Consider the following 17,987-nt stretch of genomic DNA (forward strand, 5'->3'; position numbering starts at 1 on the left):
TCAATTATCGATCGGCTCACGCGGAAATCCGTTTGCTATAAGCCGTTGATCATTGGTAATTGTTCATTGATAACTGATCATTGTTAACTGATAATTGACTCATGCCAACCTGGTTTATCGGCAAAATACGCTACCAGCAAACCGACGATTCTGCGGCCGTTGATACGCGTAAAGATGCCTCGTCTGAATTACCAAAAATGAAAACCATTAACGAAACGTACCTGATCGATGCCGTTTCGTATACCGATGCCGAAGCCCGTTTGTACCGAATTGTGGCCGACAATACACCCGATTTTGAGATCACGGCCATTCGTCCCATGCGTCTGAGCGACGTGTTCCATATCGAAGGCGGCGACAACTGGTATAAGTGCAAGACGTATTATATGACCGAAGATGATAAAGGACGGGCCAAGAAGGTGCTGAACACCATGCTCATCAACGGGTCTAACCTTCGTGAAGCGCACCAACGCCTCTCGGATAACCTCAGTTCGATGCTGGTACCCGTTGAAATCACGGACATAAACCTCACGCCCATTCTGGAGGTGGTCCCGCACGATGCACTTGAACCTGAAATTCCGGCGAACCTGAAGCCATTGGCCCAGGTAGAAGCAGCTACGGTGTAGGTCATCTCTCTTTAGTGCACAAAAAGCCGCTTACTTCTCTGGTTAGCGGCTTTTTGTGTATCCTCGCTTTCAGGCGCGAGCCTGACATGGTACTATTGCCAAAATCGCTAACTTACCGACCAACATCAGCCGCTACAAATTATGCTTAAGCGCGTGTCCATACAGAATTTTAAAAGCCTGAAAGACGTCACTCTCAATCTTCAGCCAGTCAATCTATTGATTGGCCCTAACAACTCGGGTAAAACAAACTTTCTAAAAGCATTGGATAAGGAGACGTTGTCATTATTAGGCAGTAATCGTATCGATACATTTAAAGAATTAACATTCAAGCATAAGCCCGTTGATGTCACCTATTCATTTGACTATTTACCTGATATTAATGGACTAATGAGCAAGCTAAAAAACAATAATCCAAACACTATATATCACTATTCCCTTGCCTATACATTAACTACCGATGAAAATAATAGCTGGATAAAAACTGACGCACATGATTCTTTTATTAATGAAAGTAGAGTAGAGTTACCAATTGAAACTTTTCCTGGCCATATGAAAGAATTTATCAACTATAAGTCAGCGACACTATTTCGCCCTGACCCATCTCGGCTGATTCATCAGGTAAAGCTTTCTGCAGATGACTTAATGTTATTACCAGATTGTTCAAATCTGGTTTCTTTCCTGTATTATATAGAGACGAATTTTAGAAATACTTATTCAAAGCAGTTAAAAGAAGATTTTACCAGGTGCGTTCCTGAAATTACTTATTTTACAATGCCACCTGTGAAGGTTGGTAATGATAGTTTGTTGAGCTTACGATTTTTTGACAAGGAAGATGTCGGTTATTGGGCAAATGAGGTATCGGAAGGAGTATTGTATTTCCTCATGCTCCTCGGCATTGTCAATCAACCTAATCCGCCTAAACTACTTCTCTTGGAAGAGCCCGAACGCGGTATTCATCCCCGACGGATTCGAGAGGTGATGAATTTCATCTTTCGGCTAGCTGAAGAAAAAGGGGTTCAAATTATTCTTACAACGCACAACGAGCATGTGCTTGACCAATTCACTACATGGCCAGAAGCCGTCTTTGTATTTGAGAAAGATGACGAAGGAGCCACGCACGTAAAAAATCTTCTACACGATATCATTGAACCATCACATGAGAAAAGTATTAATAATAACACAGCACAAATAGACTTTACGAGTAATTTAGGGGATAACTGGATGTATGGATTATTAGGAGGCGTACCTGAGGAAGTTTTATGAAAGCAGCTCTTATCTACGCCCTGATTTCAGAAGGATTTTCCGAATATTCATTTATTCCAGTATATCTAAAAAGGCTAGCGTTTCAGAAAAATATACAGGTAAAGCCTAGCAGTGTAAATTTAAAGGGGCAGCCTAGCAAATCAACAGTATTATCAAAAGCTGAATTCCTTTGCCTAAAAGCGTTGCAGGACGAAGAGCAGGCATTATGCATTGTCGGAATTGATTTGGACAAACCAGATCATACAGATGATCTCCAGGAACATACAAACGAATGTAAAAAACTGATTAATGCTCTCGCAAGCGCCTATAAACGGTACGAAAAACAGATTATCGTGTATGTTCCTATTCAGGCAATAGAGCATTGGCTAGCCTATCAGGCTTTCCGAATAAACAAAGGCTCGAAACCTGAGGTGCGTAGTCTCGAGAAAATGAATCAAAAAGAGTTAAAGCGACTGTTGTACGGCGAAAAGGACGATCAACGGAAAATGATTGCTGTTGCACGATCAATTGCCGAGGTAGCTGATTTTGATGAATTGGCGAAGCAGTCACGTAGTTTTAATCTCTTTCATCAGCAGGTCCTCCAGTTTATGGATGAGTATGCCAATCAATAACAGCCAATCAACAAAAAGGCCGTTCCCTGCAAAGAGAACGGCCTTTTTACTGTCAATCATCCAAGGTTCAAAAATTACTCGGCGGCGTGATAAACCAGCACTGGTACCTGGGATGATGACAGGAGTTTTTCGGTTGGGTCGGTGCCCATCAGCCCGCCAAGGAAACCGGTTTCCCTCCGCTGAATAATGAACAGATCGGGCTTGTTTTCCTCAATCTGTTCGGGGGTGATCACCGTCAGGTGGGCATCGAAGGCATCAATGATAGCCGATGTCTGCTCGGTCACCATCGATTGTGTGATCGTTGGTTGCAGCACATACGCCACCGACCTGAACGCAACAGACGGTCTGCCTGCCTCCGTTTCATCGTCGGGAATAAACAGCACCGGACAGGGCGCCTGCCGGGCCACATCATCGGCAGCACTGCCAACAAGCCGATCGAAAAAAGTGGCTACGGCGCTGCGTTGGGTAATCAATATATCGGGAGAAAACTCACGTGCAGCATCGATAATACTATCTTCGACATCACCCACCCGCCATTCGCCAACTACGTCAAGCCCTTCGCTGCGGAACTTCTCCACCAGGGTATTCAGGTGCTTCTGGCTGATCGTCTCCAGATCGAGCGTTGCCAGTGAACCCATTCCGGGATCGGCAAACGTTGGCAGAGAGGTGTCGGCAATAACAGGCTGATATACATGGAGCAGGATGACACGGGCCTGCCAGACACGGGCCATCAGGTGCAGATACGAAAGTGTGGTCGACGACTGGTCGAACAAATCCGTTGGAAAGAGAATCGTTTTCATAAGTGGATTATCAGAATAAAGTCACCTAGTCAACTGTTCAACTGACCGTATAGTTATCCCATCTTAGCGTAGGTCGATTATGGCACGTAACTTGATCGTAGCTGGTCAAACCCATCTCATGCATGAAGACCCGAACAGCCCCTCGTCTTTCAACCTCAACTACCTTCCCAACGCAAGTAATGCCCCCCGGCCCATCGCTACCGGCCAGGCAGATTAACTGGTATTGGTACCTGGCAGCGGCCATGGTCGGTACAGTCGTGTTGTACCTGCCTTCGGTGCAAAACGGAATTACGAACTGGGACGACCCCGATTATTTGACCAACAACCCGCTGCTCGATTTCCGTAAAACACCGCTATCAGCCTACTTCACCGCCGTTATTTCCGGCAACCTTCACCCGCTGACCATGCTGTCGCTGAGCCTCGACTACGCGCTAGGCGGCTCCTCGCCCAGCCAGTTTCACCGCACCAACCTGCTGCTGCATGTACTAAATGTAGGCCTGGTATTTGGCCTGATCTGGCAACTGGCTGACGGTCGGCCACTGGTGGCCTTTCTGGTAGCACTCTGGTTTGGCATTCACCCCATGCATGTTGAGTCAGTTGCCTGGCTATCTGAACGCAAGGATGTGCTTTATGGCTTTTTCTTCCTGCTGTCGCTCATTACGTTCTGGCAATTCCTGGCCAGTAGGCGCAAACTTTACCTGTGCCTGAGCCTGCTCTGCGGCGTGTTGGCCAGCCTGTCGAAACCTGCCGCCGCCATACTGCCTGTTGTGCTGGCGCTGCTCAGTTACTGGTATACCAAACAGCTAAAAATCAATCAGTTAATTCCTATTATTCCCTTCTTTTTGCTGGCGGGTTATGTTGCCTACCTAACCCTGCAAGCACAGGCATCGGCGCTGGCCATCAACAACGACTATTCGCTCTGGGAACGTACCCAGCTGGGCGGTTATGCCCTGGTCAATTACGTGCTGAAACTTGTATGGCCTGTGGGTTTATCGGCCCTGTACGGGCGGCCCGTTGCTGGCTCGTCATTCCCCATCATTTACCTGATCTGCACGGTAATCAGTCTGGCCGGGGTCCTTGGTTTGGTCTGGCTTTATCGGCGTTCAGCGTTATGGTTTTTCGGGCTCATGTTCTTCGTTGTCAATCTGGCCTTAACACTTCATCTGATCAAGGCGGTTGGCAGCGCGGCCTACGCCGACCGGTACACCTACATTGCCTACATCGGCCTCTTTTTCGCAACCGCCATGACCATCGACCGTCTGCTGCGCCAACGCGAACGTACCTGGACGTGGGCCACACTGGTGGCGACCTCCCTGTTTTCGCTCGCATTCGGCTGGCTGACCGTTCAGCGCACGGCTGTCTGGAAAAACGCCGAAACCCTCTGGACAGACGTCTTGAAAACACAGCCTGCCTCAGCTATTGCCTACAGCAACCGGGCCCTGTTTTATGAGCAGAACAACCGCCTGGACGAAGCGCTCGCTGACTATGACATAGCCGTTCGTACCGACCCTAAACCACTCTTCAGAGCCAACAGGGCTTACTTATTATCAAAACTGAATCGCCCCGCCGAGGCTGAAACGGATGCCGATTTCCTGCTCTCACAAAATCCGGAAAACGTGGTTGCACTGGCCATCAAAGGAACGGCGCTGGTTGGCAAGAATCAGCCGGTTGAGGCAATCGCGTATCTTAAGCATGCCTACCAGCTCGATTCAACGTACCTTAATACGCTGGTCAATCTGGGAGCGGCTTATTTTTCAAACCAGCAATATCCTGAAGCCGCCCGTTTTTATCAGAAAGCCATTGTTCGCGCCCCGGGCAACGCCCAGTTCATCACGAACCTGGGCGCAACGTACCTACAGAATAAACAGTATCAGGAAGCCACAGCGACCTGTGAGAAAGCCATTGCCCAAGACCCGACCAATGGCCCCGCCCATGTATATGCCTGCTATGCGCTCGTAAAATCGGGGCATCTGGCCGAGGCCCGAAAACATGCCCAACAGGCTCAGGCCCTGGGGCAGGTTGTTGATGCCGCCATCATGAGGGTGCTGTAGTGTCTTTGTCAGGTAAACCAGCAACTTGTTTATTCCATCTTCACGGCCTGCTCTTTGGTTAGTTTCGTAAGTGCACCTAAAGCCGCAACTTTTTCAGTAGATAATCCGATACGCGGCAACATGGTCTCAAACAGATCGAAGCTCCAGTTATAGATTTTACCCGGCGTTGTTTTCAGGTACGTTGCCAGTGCTGTCTGTGCCTGTTCGGGCGTTTTGCTGCCCGAAAGAATTGCCGTACAGGAAGCCAGATACTCGTAAAGCGTGTTGTATCCACCCGTATCAAAACCGGTTGGCCGGCTCGTCATAAACTGCTTCTGGTATTTGGTCAGGGCGGCGGTCGCTTTATCGGGCTGGTTGGTGAGAATGGCCAACTCCACTTCTGTGAGCCGTTCGCCCGGACCCGCATAGAGCATCCCGGCATACACCTCATTGGCTTTGTCGAGGCTCTTTCTGGCTTCATCCGGCTTATTGCGATTGGCATTCACCCTGGCCTGTTCAGTGTAAAAATTGGCCAGAAAGGGAGAACTCATTTCTTTGGGAAGCAATTCGATCGCTTTATTTAAATCGCTCAATGCCTTATCGTACTGGCCAAGTGCCGAACGGGCGGTACCCAACTGCTTCCGCCACAGCGCAATCATCATTTTTTTGGCAATGTCTGCGTTCATTCCCATCTGCCGATCAACCAAACGCGGCGCGGCGGCAATTGCCATTTCATAATCAGCAACAGCCAGCGCGTATTCTTTTCTTATCATGTACAGTTCGGCCCGTTGCGCGAGTGGCATTGCTTTCAGGGTATCGGGGGCAGCAAGAATTGCTTTTTCCATGTTGGCAAACACTTCGCCCCAGTTTCGCTGCTGCATCTGGCGCATGCCCGCATTCATGTAGGCTTGCATTATACGGGCATCAGGTTTATCCACAGCCGCCGGACTGGTAGCCAGTTGAGCCTCGACAAAGGCCGTTTTTAAGCCTTCTTTGTTCCAGAAGTTCTGATTCAGCGCACGGGGTAGCGGGTAATTATAGTACAGATTGATCGACTGAAGGTTCGGCGCGTCGAGGATCGATTCGGGTACGTCGCGCAGACTGTTCTGTTGTAATGAGAGGGTCCGTAGCCGAACCGTTTTCCAGTCTATATCGGTCAGGCGATCCATGCCGCAGCGGTCTAGTCGCAGGCTTTGCAGGCTGGGCATGCGCGCCGTTTTCCGGATCGCATCGACGCCGTCGAAAGCGATCTGATTCGTAATCGTCAGATCGGTCAGTTTATCACAGCGGACAAGGCTGTCGGGAAAGTATTCCAGCATACCCGTTGGTTTGTTGGTGATCGGCTCTACTTTACCATCTATCGTCAAGTTGGTCAACTGCTTTAGCCGACCAATGCTATTTGGTAACCCCATCAGCTTACTGCTGGAAACAGAGAGCCATGTCAGGCTGGTCAGGTTGCCGATTTCGTCGGGTAACAGAACGAGCTGTGGTGTGTTCAGCCTCATCGTCCTCACGTTCGTCAGGCTGGCAACACTGGCCGGAAGCATTTGAAGCTGAGTCAGTTCCAGAGATAACCCACTGAGTTTCCCAAGCCGGTTAATGCTAGCAGGCAGGCTTGTCAGCGTACTGTCACTGATATCGAGCGATACCAGATTCTGGCAATTCCCCAACGATTCGGGTAACGACGTCAGCCGACTACCCGATACGTTTAGCCAGCGTAGCTGTTTCAGCTTACCCACCGTCGATGGCAGCGACCGTAGCCGCGTCATGGTCATCGTCAGCGTGCGCAACGAATCCAGGTTACCGATCGATTCGGGCAGGGCCGTCAGCGGATTGTCATTGAGATTCAACTCCGTTAGTTGACGACACTGGCCCAACTCGTCGGGCAGAGCGGTCAATTTGTTACGGGCAAGGGCCAATGTGCGCAACTGCCGAAGGCGACCCACGCCAACCGGCAAACTGGTCAGCTGATTGGTTGCCAGCTCCAGTGCAGTTAGCTGGTCGAGCCGCGATAGGCTGGCCGGTAACGAGGTCAGCTGATTCCCAGTCAGCGAGAGTAGTCTGAGCCCGGTCAGTTGCCCGATTTCGTCAGGTACGTTCCGCAATTTACTTCCCGAAATAGTCAGGGCGGTAAGCGAAGTCATTGTGCCGATGGTGGCAGGAATAGCCGTTATCCCTGAGTTGTGGATAGATAAGTAGCGCAGATTCGGTACGGTTGTGAACCCCACTGGAAACTGTTTCAGCGAATCGGCCTGATTGAGGGCAATGCTTTCCAGTTGGGTTAGCCTGGCCAGTGATTCGCTAAAGACCGGAAACCGGCAGCGAAACAGATTCACTTGCCTCAATCCTGTATTTTCGCCCATCCAGGCCAGCGATGACAGGGTGGCATCGGCGAACTCAACCACCTGTAGGGATGTGAGCCCTATGAGCAGCGAATCAACGGGCTCAGTTATGCCTTGGTTTAGCCGGAGGTTGAGCGTATCGAGTTTCGTCAGGGAGCCGAGCCGCAGTCCACTGATTCTGCTCTGTCCCTGTCCGGCTGTCAGGCTCAGTCTACGCAGGTTCGGCACCTTTTTCAGGTCAGTAGTCAGTTGTTGCCAATCGCCGGTATAAGCCAGTTCCAGAGCCGTGAGGGCAGGGAATCTACCGATGATTTTTTCCATACTTACGTGCCCTGGTCCATACATTGAAAAGGAACGTACCGTTGTCAGATTCCGCAGTTCATCGGGCAACGTACTGGCAGGCATTTTATAGTCATTGATGGCCACATGGAAAACCGAAGGACAGTAGCTAAACAACTGAATAGCAGCACGCAATGGATCGCCCGACAAACTAAAATTCAGCCGGCGAACCGACGCGAGCCGGGCGCTGGCCTTTCCATCAATCTGCTGCGGTGCAATGCCTGACGCCGTGGGTGAACCTGGTAACGAAGCGCTGATATGAATATTATCCAGTTCCGGCCAGCCTGCAAGTGCGCCAATGAGCGAATCGGCCAGTGTTTGTGTCAGCGGAGTAGCCAGGCGAATTTGTAGCAGCCGAACGTGTTGCGTTCGTTTCAGACCACGCCAATCGGCCCGGTAACTGGTTGAATCAATGAATAAAGACAGTGAAATAGGTTTTTCACTGGCACGGCTCTTCTCAGCCAGGTCTGCCCAGGAGGTGTAAGTCAGATTGAAATCATCCACCCGTTTCTCCACCATCGTCCCCTGCGGGCGATTGACATCAGGGAAAAAGAAGCGCATCAACTGGGGTGATGGTGACGACCTTACTTGCCCGAACGCGTTGACGCAAAAACATAAAAGAAAGGGTAGTACAATCCGGTGCATAGAAGTCTCTGTGGTTGAGTTGAGGGCCAAAATTGGTGTAACCAACGCGCAACTGCATTGATGGATGTCAATTTAAGTCCCATTCCACAGGCCTGTAATACTATTCATTAATTCTACAACTAGCAAAAAAAGGTATCCTTACAGAGTAAACGTGTCGCAGGCTCATTATCCTCAACAGTTGCATCTGTTGTGGGTTATCCAGATCACACCGTATGGTTCAACATCGATGAAAGCAGATCGAAAATATACGTCACTCCGCTTCGCCGTGCTGCTGGCGCTGGTGCTCACAGGCCTGCTGGTCAGTTGTCTGGGCACGAATGAAAATGCGGCACCTACAGCAACGGCAACGGCCAATATCATCAACACAGCCGGGGCATCTATCGGTACGGCTACGTTCACGCAGGAATCGACGGGGATTGTCACGATGGCGATCAGCGTAACCGGGCTGCCAGCAGGTCAGCATGGTATTCATTTTCACGCTGTGGGCCGGGCCGAACCCAGCACCGCGTTTATGTCGGCGGGTGACCATTTTAATCCCGACAGCAAAAAACATGGGTTGAGTAATCCCGACGGCGCACACAACGGTGATCTGCCTAACCTGGAGGTTAACGCACAGGGCGTGGGTACGTTAACAACCGCCACAGAACGGATTACGCTGTCGGCAGGCACCAAATCGGTTTTCGATACGGATGGTACGGCCATCGTCATTCACGTTAATGCCGACGATCAGACAACCGACCCATCGGGTAATAGTGGCGGGCGCATTGCAGCGGGGGTGCTGGTGATGCAGTAAGCTAACGTTATTCACTTACTTTCTTAAACGCCTGAACCAGCTCCGACCGACGGAAAAAAAACTGGTTTAGCGGCCCGGGGAGGTTCGTTTCTGATAGATTTAGTTGCTCTAACTGAGGCATATCGAGGATACCGGCAGGCAGTTGACTGATTCTGTTTCTGGACAGGTTGACCGTGAATGCCTGCAGTTTTTTCCAGGAAATACCCGTAAGTTCTGTAAGGCCACAGTTAACGAATGACAAATACCTGAGGCCGGGGAGGCGCTCAACCAGTTGCATGCCTTCTATGCCATCAAACTGCTGCTGATTCAGCACAAGCAAGCTGGTAAGTGCCTTACAGTTGACGATACCAGCGGGCAGCATCGTGAATTTGCCAATACCCTGCCCCGACAGCGAATCGGCCCGGCCGTCGAGGGTAATCTGGCTCAGGCTGATCAGCTTCCCAATCGATTCGGGCAGGCCGATGAGCCTCTTTCCGGTAACGGACAGGTAACCAAGCTGTTGGCAGTCCGTTAGTTTCTCGGGCAATACCAACAGTCGGTCGCTCTCGATAGTCAGACTCTCCAGATGCTGCCACTGACCAACCTCTTCAGGGAGTGATTCAAGTTGGGGTAACCGGAACAATGCCTGCCTAACTTGCCGCCAGGCCCCGATTGAGGCGGGCAACCGAGTAAGCGGCATGTCTTTGAGCGATACGCTGGTCAGCGAGGTTAAGCCACCAATTGTTTCAGGCAACTCCCGTATCTGACTCATTCCCAGATCAAGCCGGTTCAGCCGACGCAGCCCCCCAATCGAATTGGGCAAGGCCGTCAGCGGGTTGCCGCCAATACCCAGGGTTTGCAACGAATCGAGCTGGCCAATACCTGCGGGCAGTGAACTGATCTGGTTATTATCCACCATCAGCGTACGCAGGTGGGTTAACGTACCCAGCGCAGCCGGCAGTTCGGTGAGCAGATTATCCGTCAGGTAAAGATCACGTACCCGGCTAAAGCCCGCAGGGAAGCGGGCAATTTTATTCCAGAAAGCGGCAATCGTTTCCAGGTTTGGCAACGTACCCAGTTCAACCGGTAACTCCGTCAGCTGATTCATCGCTACGTTCAGCTGCCGGAGTTGGCTGAGCTGCCCCATTGACGCAGGCAAAGCGGTCAATACATTGCTATTCAGCGACAATCCGGTAAGTGAGGCCAGTTGCCCGATGGCAGCAGGCAAGGAGTCAAGCTCGCATTTACTGACGCTCAATCGGTTCAGTCGGGATAGTTTGCCAAGCGCAGCAGGCAAGCGATGAAGCGGGTTGTTATCGAGTATCAACTCCTCCAGTGCAGGTAGCTGGTCTATTTGATCGGGGATTGTTTCCAGATCAGCATCCGGCATCGACAGGTACGTTAATTTCTTGTTTGTCAACAAACTAACCGGAAATGACTTAAGCTTGGTCTGCTCGATTGACAGGCGTCGAAGTGTAGTCAATCCGGTCAGCGTAGAATCCAGCGAGATTGCCGATTGCGAGCGGCTCATTACGTACAGCGACTGCAGGTTGGTTAACCCACCCAGCCTTAGCTGATGCAATGCTGTTGACCGGCCAAACACAGTTATCTGCAGACAGGTCAATTTTGTCAGATAGGGCAATCCGGCGTTCAACTCGCGAATGTCTGGGTCAGTAATCACTAACTCATCCAGATCTGGCAACGCAGAAAACGTCTGCTTGTAATTCCAGGAAATACCCCCCGAAACCGTCAGCTTCCGTAGTCGCTCTAGACCGGCGAACTCTACAGGTACGTTCTGGATAGTGCGATCCAGGAATTGGCGGATTGTCAGTGATTCCAGAGCGGGCAACTGCCGTAGAACGGTAGCTGCCTGATTCAGATCAATTTCATTTGAAATAAGTACTTCCTGGACAGACCGAAGTTTGCCCCAGCCCGTTGCACTTAGTCGTTTGGTGTAAATAGACGAGCCAAACACTTTTTCTCCTTTCGCGTTCGTCACGATGGTGTAGGAACGCGGGCCGGTTATACCCGTAATATCCAGTCGTTTCAGGCTATTCCAACTGGCCAGAATAGCAACCAGCGTGTCGGTCATCACGCTGTCGGCCAGTTCAATAGCCAGACTTGTTGCCGGGGGGATCGCTCGTAACTGTTGCCAATACGCGGGTGGGTTCTTGTCTAACTTTATGGAAAGATGATATGGCCCATCCGTTCGCTGAGCCAGTTTTTCGGCCAGATCCTGCAACGAAGTATACTCGATAATGGCCGAGCTACCAATGTAGCGGGAAGGAGCCGACCGTTGTGGAATGTACCATGGCAGATGTTGCTCGGTCAGTTGCTGGGCAATACTGAAGTCTGGCAAGCAGATCGTCAATAAACCAATCAGGTACGTTGCCCACTGGCGTTGACAGTTGTTGCCACGGTATCCTTGCATAGCTTTGTACGTTTACTGGCAAACCTAGTAATAAGTAACGATTTCAACGAATAGTTAACGCAATGTCGCTCTTTTCAGATACAGAATCAGAGGTTCTTACGCCCGCGCAACAGGGCTTTTTCTTTCCGGCCGAATGGCATCCGCACGTGGCCACCTGGCTAACCTGGCCGCACACCGAAGCGTCATGGACAGCAGAACGTCTTGAGTTAATGATGCCTGCATACCTCGAATTCATAAAAGTGATCTCGGAAAGTGAGCAGGTATGCATCAATGCGCACAACGAACTGGTGATTCAGCAGGCAAAAATGCGACTGCTCATGGCCGGGGCCAACCTGGATCGGATCACGCTCCTGCCCTTCCCCACCAACGATTCGTGGTGCCGCGATCATGGCCCGGCTTTTCTGATCAATCCCGCAAAAAAAGAACGGATGATCGTGAACTGGGGCTACAATGCCTGGGGTGGCAAATATCCTCCCTTCGACCGCGATGATTTGTTGCCAACGGCCATTGCCCACTACCGCAAGCTGGACTACGTGACGCCGGGCATCATTATGGAAGGCGGCTCGGTCGAGTTCAACGGGGCCGGAACGGTACTAACCAGTCGCGCCTGCCTGCTCAATAAAAACCGGAACCCAAACCTGTCACAGGCCCAGATCGAACGCTACCTCTGCGATTATTACGGCGTTCAGCAGGTGCTTTGGGTAGAAGACGGAATCGTGGGTGATGATACCGACGGGCACATCGACGATACGGTGCGGTTTGTGAACGAAGACACGGTGATTGCCGCTATCGAACACAACCCCAACGATGCGAACTACGCGCCGCTTCAGGAGATCCACCACGAGCTTCGGCAGATGCGTTTGCTCAACGGCAAGCAGCTCAACATCGTCGAACTTCCCATGCCCGACCCGGTTGAAAGCGACGGACAGCGACTACCCGCCTCCTACGCCAATTTCCTGATCACCAACGGCTCAGTCATCGTGCCAACCTTCCGTTGCGATAAAGACCAGCCTGCCCTTGACCTCATTGGCCAGTGCTTCCCTGACCGGAAAATCATTGGCATCGACTCCACCGAAATCGTCTGGGGTCTCGGCAGTTTCCACTGCCTGAGCCAGCAGGAGCCAACAGTATAAAAAAGTTTACAGTTTTCTGTTGCTCCGCCCAGGTACGTAATCGGTCTAAGCGGAGCAACAGAAAACTGTAAACTTTTTTAAAGTGGTCCCGTTACCAATTCACCTTCAGTTGGTTGGGTTTTCTTCGTATCGGTGAACAGGAAGATAAAGAGCAGCAGTACAACCACGGCAATGGCCGCGGGCACCATCCAGAAAGCGGTGTAATCGATACCTGTTGGTGTTTTAGCCCAGTCTTTCACAAAGCCGGACAGGTAGGAGCCGATGCTCATCCCGATGCCGTAGGTAGCCAGCGAAATCAGCCCCTGCGCCGACGAACGGATCGAATCGCCCGCCTTATGGTCGGTATAGATCTGGCCCGTTACAAAAAAGAAATCATAGCACACCCCGTGGAGGATAATGGCGAGGTAGAACATCCAGATACCCGACTCGGCGTTACCGTAGCCAAAGAACAGGAAGCGGGCAATCCAGGCAATCAGGCCAATAATCAGCATTTTTTTGACGCCGAAACGGGTAAAGGCAAATGGAATCAGCAGCATAAAGATCACCTCTGAAGCCTGCCCCAGCGACATCACGTTCTCTACGTTTTTCATGCCCGAATCAGTCAGGGCGGAGTTGGCCATAGCATAATAGAACGACAGAGGAATACAGATCAGCACCGACGACAGGAAGAAAATAGCGAACGACCGGTCTTTGAACAGTTGAAAGGCGTCGAGCCCCAGAATCTGGCTGATCGATGCACCACCTGTTGCTTTGGGCGGCGTGTTGGGCAGGAAGAAAGCAAAGATGCCCAGTGCCACCGACATGTACATCGACAGTTCGAAGATGGCCACCTTGTCGCCAAATCCGTAGTACCCCACAATATTCGTCACTACGATCCAGGCGATAGTGCCCAGCACCCGAATGCCCGGAAACTCTTTCTCGGGGCTAACCATCTGCTGCATGGCAATAGACGAGGTCAGGGCCAGCGTTGGCGCAAAGGTGATACAATACACCAGCAGTGCCCAGAAAAACTGGTCGGGATCACGCACATCGATCAGAAAATAAAGGACCGCTGCGCCCAGCAACGTTAGCACGCCCAGCACCCGCTGAGCGGCAAAATAGCGATCGGCAATCATACCAACGAAAAAAGGAGCAACCAGCATAGCCAGTGAAAACGTGGCAAAAGCAGCGCCTTGTTGCAGGCCCGTGGCCCCCATACTTTTTTCCATGTACTTGGTAACCTGACCATACCAGGCTCCCCAGATAAAAAACTGGAAAAACATCATGGCCGATAATTGCAGGCGGGTAGTCAACGACATCAGGTACGTTCGTTTAAAGTGTCTGTTCAGAGAAGTTCGAATCTACAGATAAAAGCCATTAGGTTCGATATTTCCTTTCAGATGACCGTGTCCTCACTATCTGGCCGGTAAGGTGATAATTGATTGATAAACTGCTGGAAGTTTTTTTATTGATATTCCTATCAGCCACTTTCATGACAACTATTTTTACCCTACCACCTCCTATAAACTGGACCGATCTCGATACGGCCCTCCGAACAGTTGACCTCACCGCCCTGACCGACACCTGCAGGTTGGGCAATGCCGGTCAGTCAGTGATGACCTTGTTTCTCTCAGTACCCGGCATTCATAGCACACCGCCCAACGAAACACCATTACTGGCAGGGTCTGGCCTATTTCTCTGGAGATGGATGCGACGGTGGCTTACATGCTCGACTCACCAAGCCGATTGTGTTGGCGACTCGGTTAAAGTAACGCAGACGATACCCGTTCATGGCCTTGGACGCGTGAATTATCGGGGTACTGAGTGGTCGGCCAGAACGTTAGCCGGTAAAACGCACAAACCCGGCGATGGAGTTACCATACGCCGGGTTGAAGGCATTATACTGGTTGTTGACTAAACAGAGGTCAACTAGGCCCTACTGGTTGAGCCTTTAATCAGGGCAGCAATACCAAGCAGGATAACAGCACCCACAAACGATGTCAGGATGGCGTCGATCAGGCCGGTTGACTTACCGAAGAAATAGCCACCAACGATACCGCCCGCTATACCCAGCAGAATTTCTACCAGCAGCGAAAAAGAGAAACGCTTAAACACGAGGTCGGCTAACCAACCGGCAACAGCGCCAACGAGAATTGATGTTAAGATACCCATGATAGTTTTTCTTTAAAGTTGAGTGTTTACGAAAACAGAGATATAACGGCGAACCAGCAGTTATGTTCGTACATTCGACTGAATGTAGCAATTACTGTTGTTGCTGCTGACTACAATTGACTTTTAGGAAAGCCGTATCTTTGCGGTATGAGTACCGAACAGCATCAACAACAAACAGCAACCAATTCCCTGCCCGTCATGGAGGCGTTCTATACGCTTCAGGGTGAAGGCGCCCATGCCGGCAAAGCCGCTTATTTTATCCGTCTCGGCGGCTGCGACGTGGGCTGCCACTGGTGCGACGTAAAAGAGTCCTGGGATGTTAACGCCCACCCTCACCTGCCAATCGACCAGATCGTCTCGGAGGCCCTGACGTACCCAGGGCGTATGGCCGTTATTACGGGTGGCGAGCCCCTGATGCACGACCTGAGCACGCTGACTGCTGCACTGCAGGTAGCTGGTTTTCAGACAAACATTGAAACATCCGGCGTATATCCGGTTAGTGGTTCGTGGGATTGGATCTGCTTTTCACCAAAGAAATTCAAGCAACCCAATCCGGACATTTACGCGAAGGCCGACGAGTTGAAAGTCATCATCTACAACCAGTCTGACTTTGCCTTTGCCGAATCGTTCGTCGTAAACCTACGGCCTGGCTGTCGATTATTACTTCAACCGGAGTGGAGCCGTTCAGACGAAATGTTGCCCCGCATCGTTGAGTATGTAAAGGCAAATCCACAGTGGCAAATATCCCTGCAAACGCACAAATTCATGCAAATTCCCTAGGCAAATGGACCGCAACGGTCTGTCTGAACCGATTGACCGCCAACTCTGCTCAGGTACGTCTGGTCGCGCTCGTAATTTTTCACTGTGCGCTACTGATTACCCTGCCGTTTCTGGGGCATGCACAATCGAAAAAAGCCGTTGATCTGTACACGCAGGGGATAAAGTTATTTAACGAACGGAAAGCGGGCGAAGCGATTCCGTTTTTCGAGCAGGCCCTGCGAGATACCCCCGCCTTTCTCGACGCTCAGGTACGTTTGGGGCAAGCTTACGAATTCACCCGTCGTCCCGAGTTAGCCCTTAATGCATACCGGGCTGCCATTGCGCTTCAGAGCAATCAGTCAACAACAGCAGCGCCTTCGGCCACCGGCGCCATCGCCGCCGCCTATCAGGGTTCGGCACAGATCCTGCTCAAACTGGGCCGCTACAACGAAGCCATTCCAATGCTAGAGGCGTTCCTGAAAAACTTTGCGCCCGAGTCGGCCAAGGCACGGCAGGTACAGCGTGCGTTAGCTACCGCCCGGTTTGGCCAGGAAGCCGTGCAGCATCCGGTATCGGTTAATCCGAAGCCCTTATCTGAGTCGATAAAAATTGGCGAGTCACAGTATTTCCCCGTGCTGACTGCCGACGAGCAGACGCTGGTGTTTACGATGCTGAAACCGGAAGGCGACGAAGACCTGATGACGGCTACGTTTGCGCCGGAAGGTGGCTGGCAAACACCTGTCCCGCTATCAGCCAACATTAATACGGCTGATAATGAAGGCACAGCCAGCCTTTCTGCCGACGGACGGTTACTGGTTTTCACCGCTTGCCAGAGCGGCGTTCGGCAGGGCTTCGGCAGTTGCGACCTGTACAGCACGCAGAAAACCGGCGATGTCTGGAGCGTGCCGCAAAACCTTGGCCCCACCATCAACACCCGTGATTACGAATCACAACCCAGCCTCTCGGCCGACGGGCGGCAACTCTACTTTGTCTCGAACCGGCCGGGCGGTCTGGGTCAGCGCGATATCTGGCGCAGCACCCGCAACGCTAGTGGCGACTGGTCTGAACCGGTAAATCTGGGTAAACCCGTTAATACACCCTTCAACGAGGCCTCGCCTTTCCTGCATGCCAACGGGCAAACGCTGTTTTTTGCCTCTGATGGGCATATAGGCCTGGGTGGTTATGATCTGTTCGTGAGCCGGTACCGCCCCGACAGCACCAAAGCAGGCTGGTCTGTACCGGCCAATCTGGGATATCCGATCAATACGTCGGAAGATCAGGCGTCATTGTTTGTCTCGGCCAGTGGCGCAAAAGCGTATTATTCGTTTGAAGAACAAAAAGACGGCGTATCGCAAAAATCACGGATTTATACCTTCGATCTGCCCGTCACACTGCGCGATCAGGTACGTCCCGTGAATTACCTGAAGGGCCTGATTACCGACGCCCGCACCAGCAAACCCCTGAGCGCCACCATCGACCTCATCGACGTGCGAACGAACCAGACCGTATCACGCATTTCGTCGGATGTGCAAACGGGCCAGTATGTTGCCGTATTGCCCGCTGGCGGCGAGTATGCCCTTTACGTAAGTGCACCGGGTTATCTATTTAAAAGTCTGTCTTTTAACTATACCGATAAAACCTCTACCGAAACAGGAATGGGTCAGGGCGTATCGCTCGATGCTGGTCTGGAACCTATAGGCACCACGAGCAAAGAAACATTGAACAACCTGTTTTTCGAGTCTGGACGATATGAATTATCGGGTAAATCGCTGACCGAGCTTGAACGGCTGGCCGAGTTTATGAACGTGAACCCTACGGCGCGGATCGAGATAGCCGGCCATACCGACGACCGTGGCGACCCGACCGCTAACCTGGAATTGTCGCGCAAACGTGCCCAAACGGTTGTCGATTACCTGGTCCGTATGAATGTGGCTCCGGCCCGCCTGAAAGCCATTGGTTATGGCAAAACCCGCCCGGCCGTAAAAGGCACCACCGACGAAGCCCGGCAACGCAATCGCCGCATCGAATGGCGGGTGATGTAGAGAAGTGAACCTTCCGTTGCGGGCATCGTTACATCAGCGTAATCCC

14 protein-coding genes are annotated in these 17,987 nt (G+C 51.5%); 9 read left to right on the plus strand and 5 right to left on the minus strand.

The annotated features are described in order from the left end of the window. Positions 1–101: 101 nt before the first annotated feature. The 3 genes from J2I46_RS05655 (at position 102) to J2I46_RS05665 (ending at position 2,497) form a co-directional block, all read left to right on the plus strand. Complete coding sequence (locus J2I46_RS05655) at positions 102–623, plus strand: DUF4494 domain-containing protein (protein ID WP_207327970.1); 522 nt, start codon at positions 102–104, stop codon at positions 621–623. Positions 624–764: 141 nt separating this feature from the next. Next, the gene (locus J2I46_RS05660) at positions 765–1,886 is read left to right on the plus strand and encodes an AAA family ATPase (RefSeq protein ID WP_207327972.1); all 1,122 of its coding nucleotides are present in this window, start codon (positions 765–767) and stop codon (positions 1,884–1,886) included. Beyond that, positions 1,883–2,497, plus strand: coding sequence for a DUF4276 family protein (locus J2I46_RS05665; RefSeq protein ID WP_207327974.1), 615 nt, complete (start codon positions 1,883–1,885; stop codon positions 2,495–2,497). Before J2I46_RS05660 ends, J2I46_RS05665 begins: the two co-directional genes overlap by 4 nt. 74 nt (positions 2,498–2,571) lie before the next feature. Here J2I46_RS05665 and J2I46_RS05670 read toward each other — a convergent pair whose 3' ends face one another. After that, on the minus strand, positions 2,572–3,297 hold the full coding sequence (locus tag J2I46_RS05670; protein ID WP_207327977.1) for a universal stress protein: 726 nt from the start codon (positions 3,295–3,297) through the stop codon (positions 2,572–2,574). Positions 3,298–3,419: 122 nt separating this feature from the next. Between J2I46_RS05670 and J2I46_RS05675 the strand changes: the two genes are divergently transcribed. Beyond that, positions 3,420–5,348: a tetratricopeptide repeat protein gene (locus J2I46_RS05675; protein WP_207327980.1), complete on the plus strand. Its 1,929-nt coding sequence runs from the start codon at positions 3,420–3,422 to the stop codon at positions 5,346–5,348. 29 nt (positions 5,349–5,377) lie between these two features. Here J2I46_RS05675 and J2I46_RS05680 read toward each other — a convergent pair whose 3' ends face one another. Continuing rightward, positions 5,378–8,569 carry a leucine-rich repeat domain-containing protein gene (locus J2I46_RS05680; protein WP_207327981.1) on the minus strand — a complete coding sequence of 1,064 codons (3,192 nt, stop codon included), beginning with the start codon at positions 8,567–8,569 and terminating at the stop codon, positions 5,378–5,380. A 310-nt stretch (positions 8,570–8,879) separates the two neighbouring features. Here J2I46_RS05680 and J2I46_RS05685 point away from each other — a divergent pair, with 310 nt between their 5' ends. Next, positions 8,880–9,446, plus strand: a complete 567-nt coding sequence (locus J2I46_RS05685) for a superoxide dismutase family protein (protein ID WP_207327982.1) — start codon at positions 8,880–8,882, stop codon at positions 9,444–9,446. Positions 9,447–9,453: 7 nt separating this feature from the next. Here the strand turns inward: J2I46_RS05685 and J2I46_RS05690 are convergent, their stop codons facing one another. Beyond that, positions 9,454–11,856 carry a leucine-rich repeat domain-containing protein gene (locus J2I46_RS05690; RefSeq protein ID WP_207327983.1) on the minus strand — a complete coding sequence of 801 codons (2,403 nt, stop codon included), beginning with the start codon at positions 11,854–11,856 and terminating at the stop codon, positions 9,454–9,456. 62 nt (positions 11,857–11,918) lie between these two features. On the opposite strand from J2I46_RS05690, the gene J2I46_RS05695 reads away from it, so the two are divergent. Beyond that, positions 11,919–12,989 (plus strand): agmatine deiminase family protein, encoded by a 1,071-nt coding sequence (locus J2I46_RS05695; protein WP_207327984.1) that lies wholly within the window; start codon positions 11,919–11,921, stop codon positions 12,987–12,989. A gap of 77 nt (positions 12,990–13,066) precedes the next feature. Here J2I46_RS05695 and J2I46_RS05700 read toward each other — a convergent pair whose 3' ends face one another. After that, positions 13,067–14,287, minus strand: a complete 1,221-nt coding sequence (locus J2I46_RS05700; RefSeq protein WP_207327985.1) for an MFS transporter — start codon at positions 14,285–14,287, stop codon at positions 13,067–13,069. A 173-nt stretch (positions 14,288–14,460) separates the two neighbouring features. Between J2I46_RS05700 and J2I46_RS05705 the strand changes: the two genes are divergently transcribed. Beyond that, entirely contained in the window at positions 14,461–14,886 is a 426-nt protein-coding gene (locus J2I46_RS05705) for an NfeD family protein (protein WP_207327986.1), read from the plus strand. A gap of 11 nt (positions 14,887–14,897) precedes the next feature. Here J2I46_RS05705 and J2I46_RS05710 read toward each other — a convergent pair whose 3' ends face one another. After that, on the minus strand, positions 14,898–15,140 hold the full coding sequence (locus tag J2I46_RS05710; protein WP_207327987.1) for a GlsB/YeaQ/YmgE family stress response membrane protein: 243 nt from the start codon (positions 15,138–15,140) through the stop codon (positions 14,898–14,900). 147 nt (positions 15,141–15,287) lie between these two features. On the opposite strand from J2I46_RS05710, the gene J2I46_RS05715 reads away from it, so the two are divergent. Both J2I46_RS05715 and J2I46_RS05720 read left to right on the plus strand, forming a co-directional pair. Beyond that, complete coding sequence (locus tag J2I46_RS05715) at positions 15,288–15,920, plus strand: 7-carboxy-7-deazaguanine synthase QueE (protein ID WP_374758075.1); 633 nt, start codon at positions 15,288–15,290, stop codon at positions 15,918–15,920. Positions 15,921–15,952: 32 nt separating this feature from the next. Further along, positions 15,953–17,941 (plus strand): OmpA family protein, encoded by a 1,989-nt coding sequence (locus J2I46_RS05720; protein WP_310588991.1) that lies wholly within the window; start codon positions 15,953–15,955, stop codon positions 17,939–17,941. Positions 17,942–17,987: the final 46 nt, after the last annotated feature.

Source organism: Fibrella forsythiae (assembly GCF_017353175.1).
Classification (GTDB): domain Bacteria; phylum Bacteroidota; class Bacteroidia; order Cytophagales; family Spirosomataceae; genus Fibrella; species Fibrella forsythiae.

Excerpts from the sequence above, each read along its gene's own strand:
- J2I46_RS05655 (WP_207327970.1), top strand. The coding sequence starts at position 102 with ATGCCAACCTGGTTTATCGGCAAAATACGCTACCAGCAAACCGACGAT.
- J2I46_RS05660 (WP_207327972.1), top strand. The coding sequence starts at position 765 with ATGCTTAAGCGCGTGTCCATACAGAATTTTAAAAGCCTGAAAGACGTC.
- J2I46_RS05665 (WP_207327974.1), top strand. The coding sequence starts at position 1,883 with ATGAAAGCAGCTCTTATCTACGCCCTGATTTCAGAAGGATTTTCCGAA.
- J2I46_RS05670 (WP_207327977.1), bottom strand. The coding sequence starts at position 3,297 with ATGAAAACGATTCTCTTTCCAACGGATTTGTTCGACCAGTCGTCGACC.
- J2I46_RS05675 (WP_207327980.1), top strand. The coding sequence starts at position 3,420 with ATGAAGACCCGAACAGCCCCTCGTCTTTCAACCTCAACTACCTTCCCA.
- J2I46_RS05680 (WP_207327981.1), bottom strand. The coding sequence starts at position 8,569 with ATGCGCTTCTTTTTCCCTGATGTCAATCGCCCGCAGGGGACGATGGTG.
- J2I46_RS05685 (WP_207327982.1), top strand. The coding sequence starts at position 8,880 with ATGAAAGCAGATCGAAAATATACGTCACTCCGCTTCGCCGTGCTGCTG.
- J2I46_RS05690 (WP_207327983.1), bottom strand. The coding sequence starts at position 11,856 with ATGCAAGGATACCGTGGCAACAACTGTCAACGCCAGTGGGCAACGTAC.
- J2I46_RS05695 (WP_207327984.1), top strand. The coding sequence starts at position 11,919 with ATGTCGCTCTTTTCAGATACAGAATCAGAGGTTCTTACGCCCGCGCAA.
- J2I46_RS05700 (WP_207327985.1), bottom strand. The coding sequence starts at position 14,287 with ATGTCGTTGACTACCCGCCTGCAATTATCGGCCATGATGTTTTTCCAG.
- J2I46_RS05705 (WP_207327986.1), top strand. The coding sequence starts at position 14,461 with ATGACAACTATTTTTACCCTACCACCTCCTATAAACTGGACCGATCTC.
- J2I46_RS05710 (WP_207327987.1), bottom strand. The coding sequence starts at position 15,140 with ATGGGTATCTTAACATCAATTCTCGTTGGCGCTGTTGCCGGTTGGTTA.
- J2I46_RS05715 (WP_374758075.1), top strand. The coding sequence starts at position 15,288 with ATGAGTACCGAACAGCATCAACAACAAACAGCAACCAATTCCCTGCCC.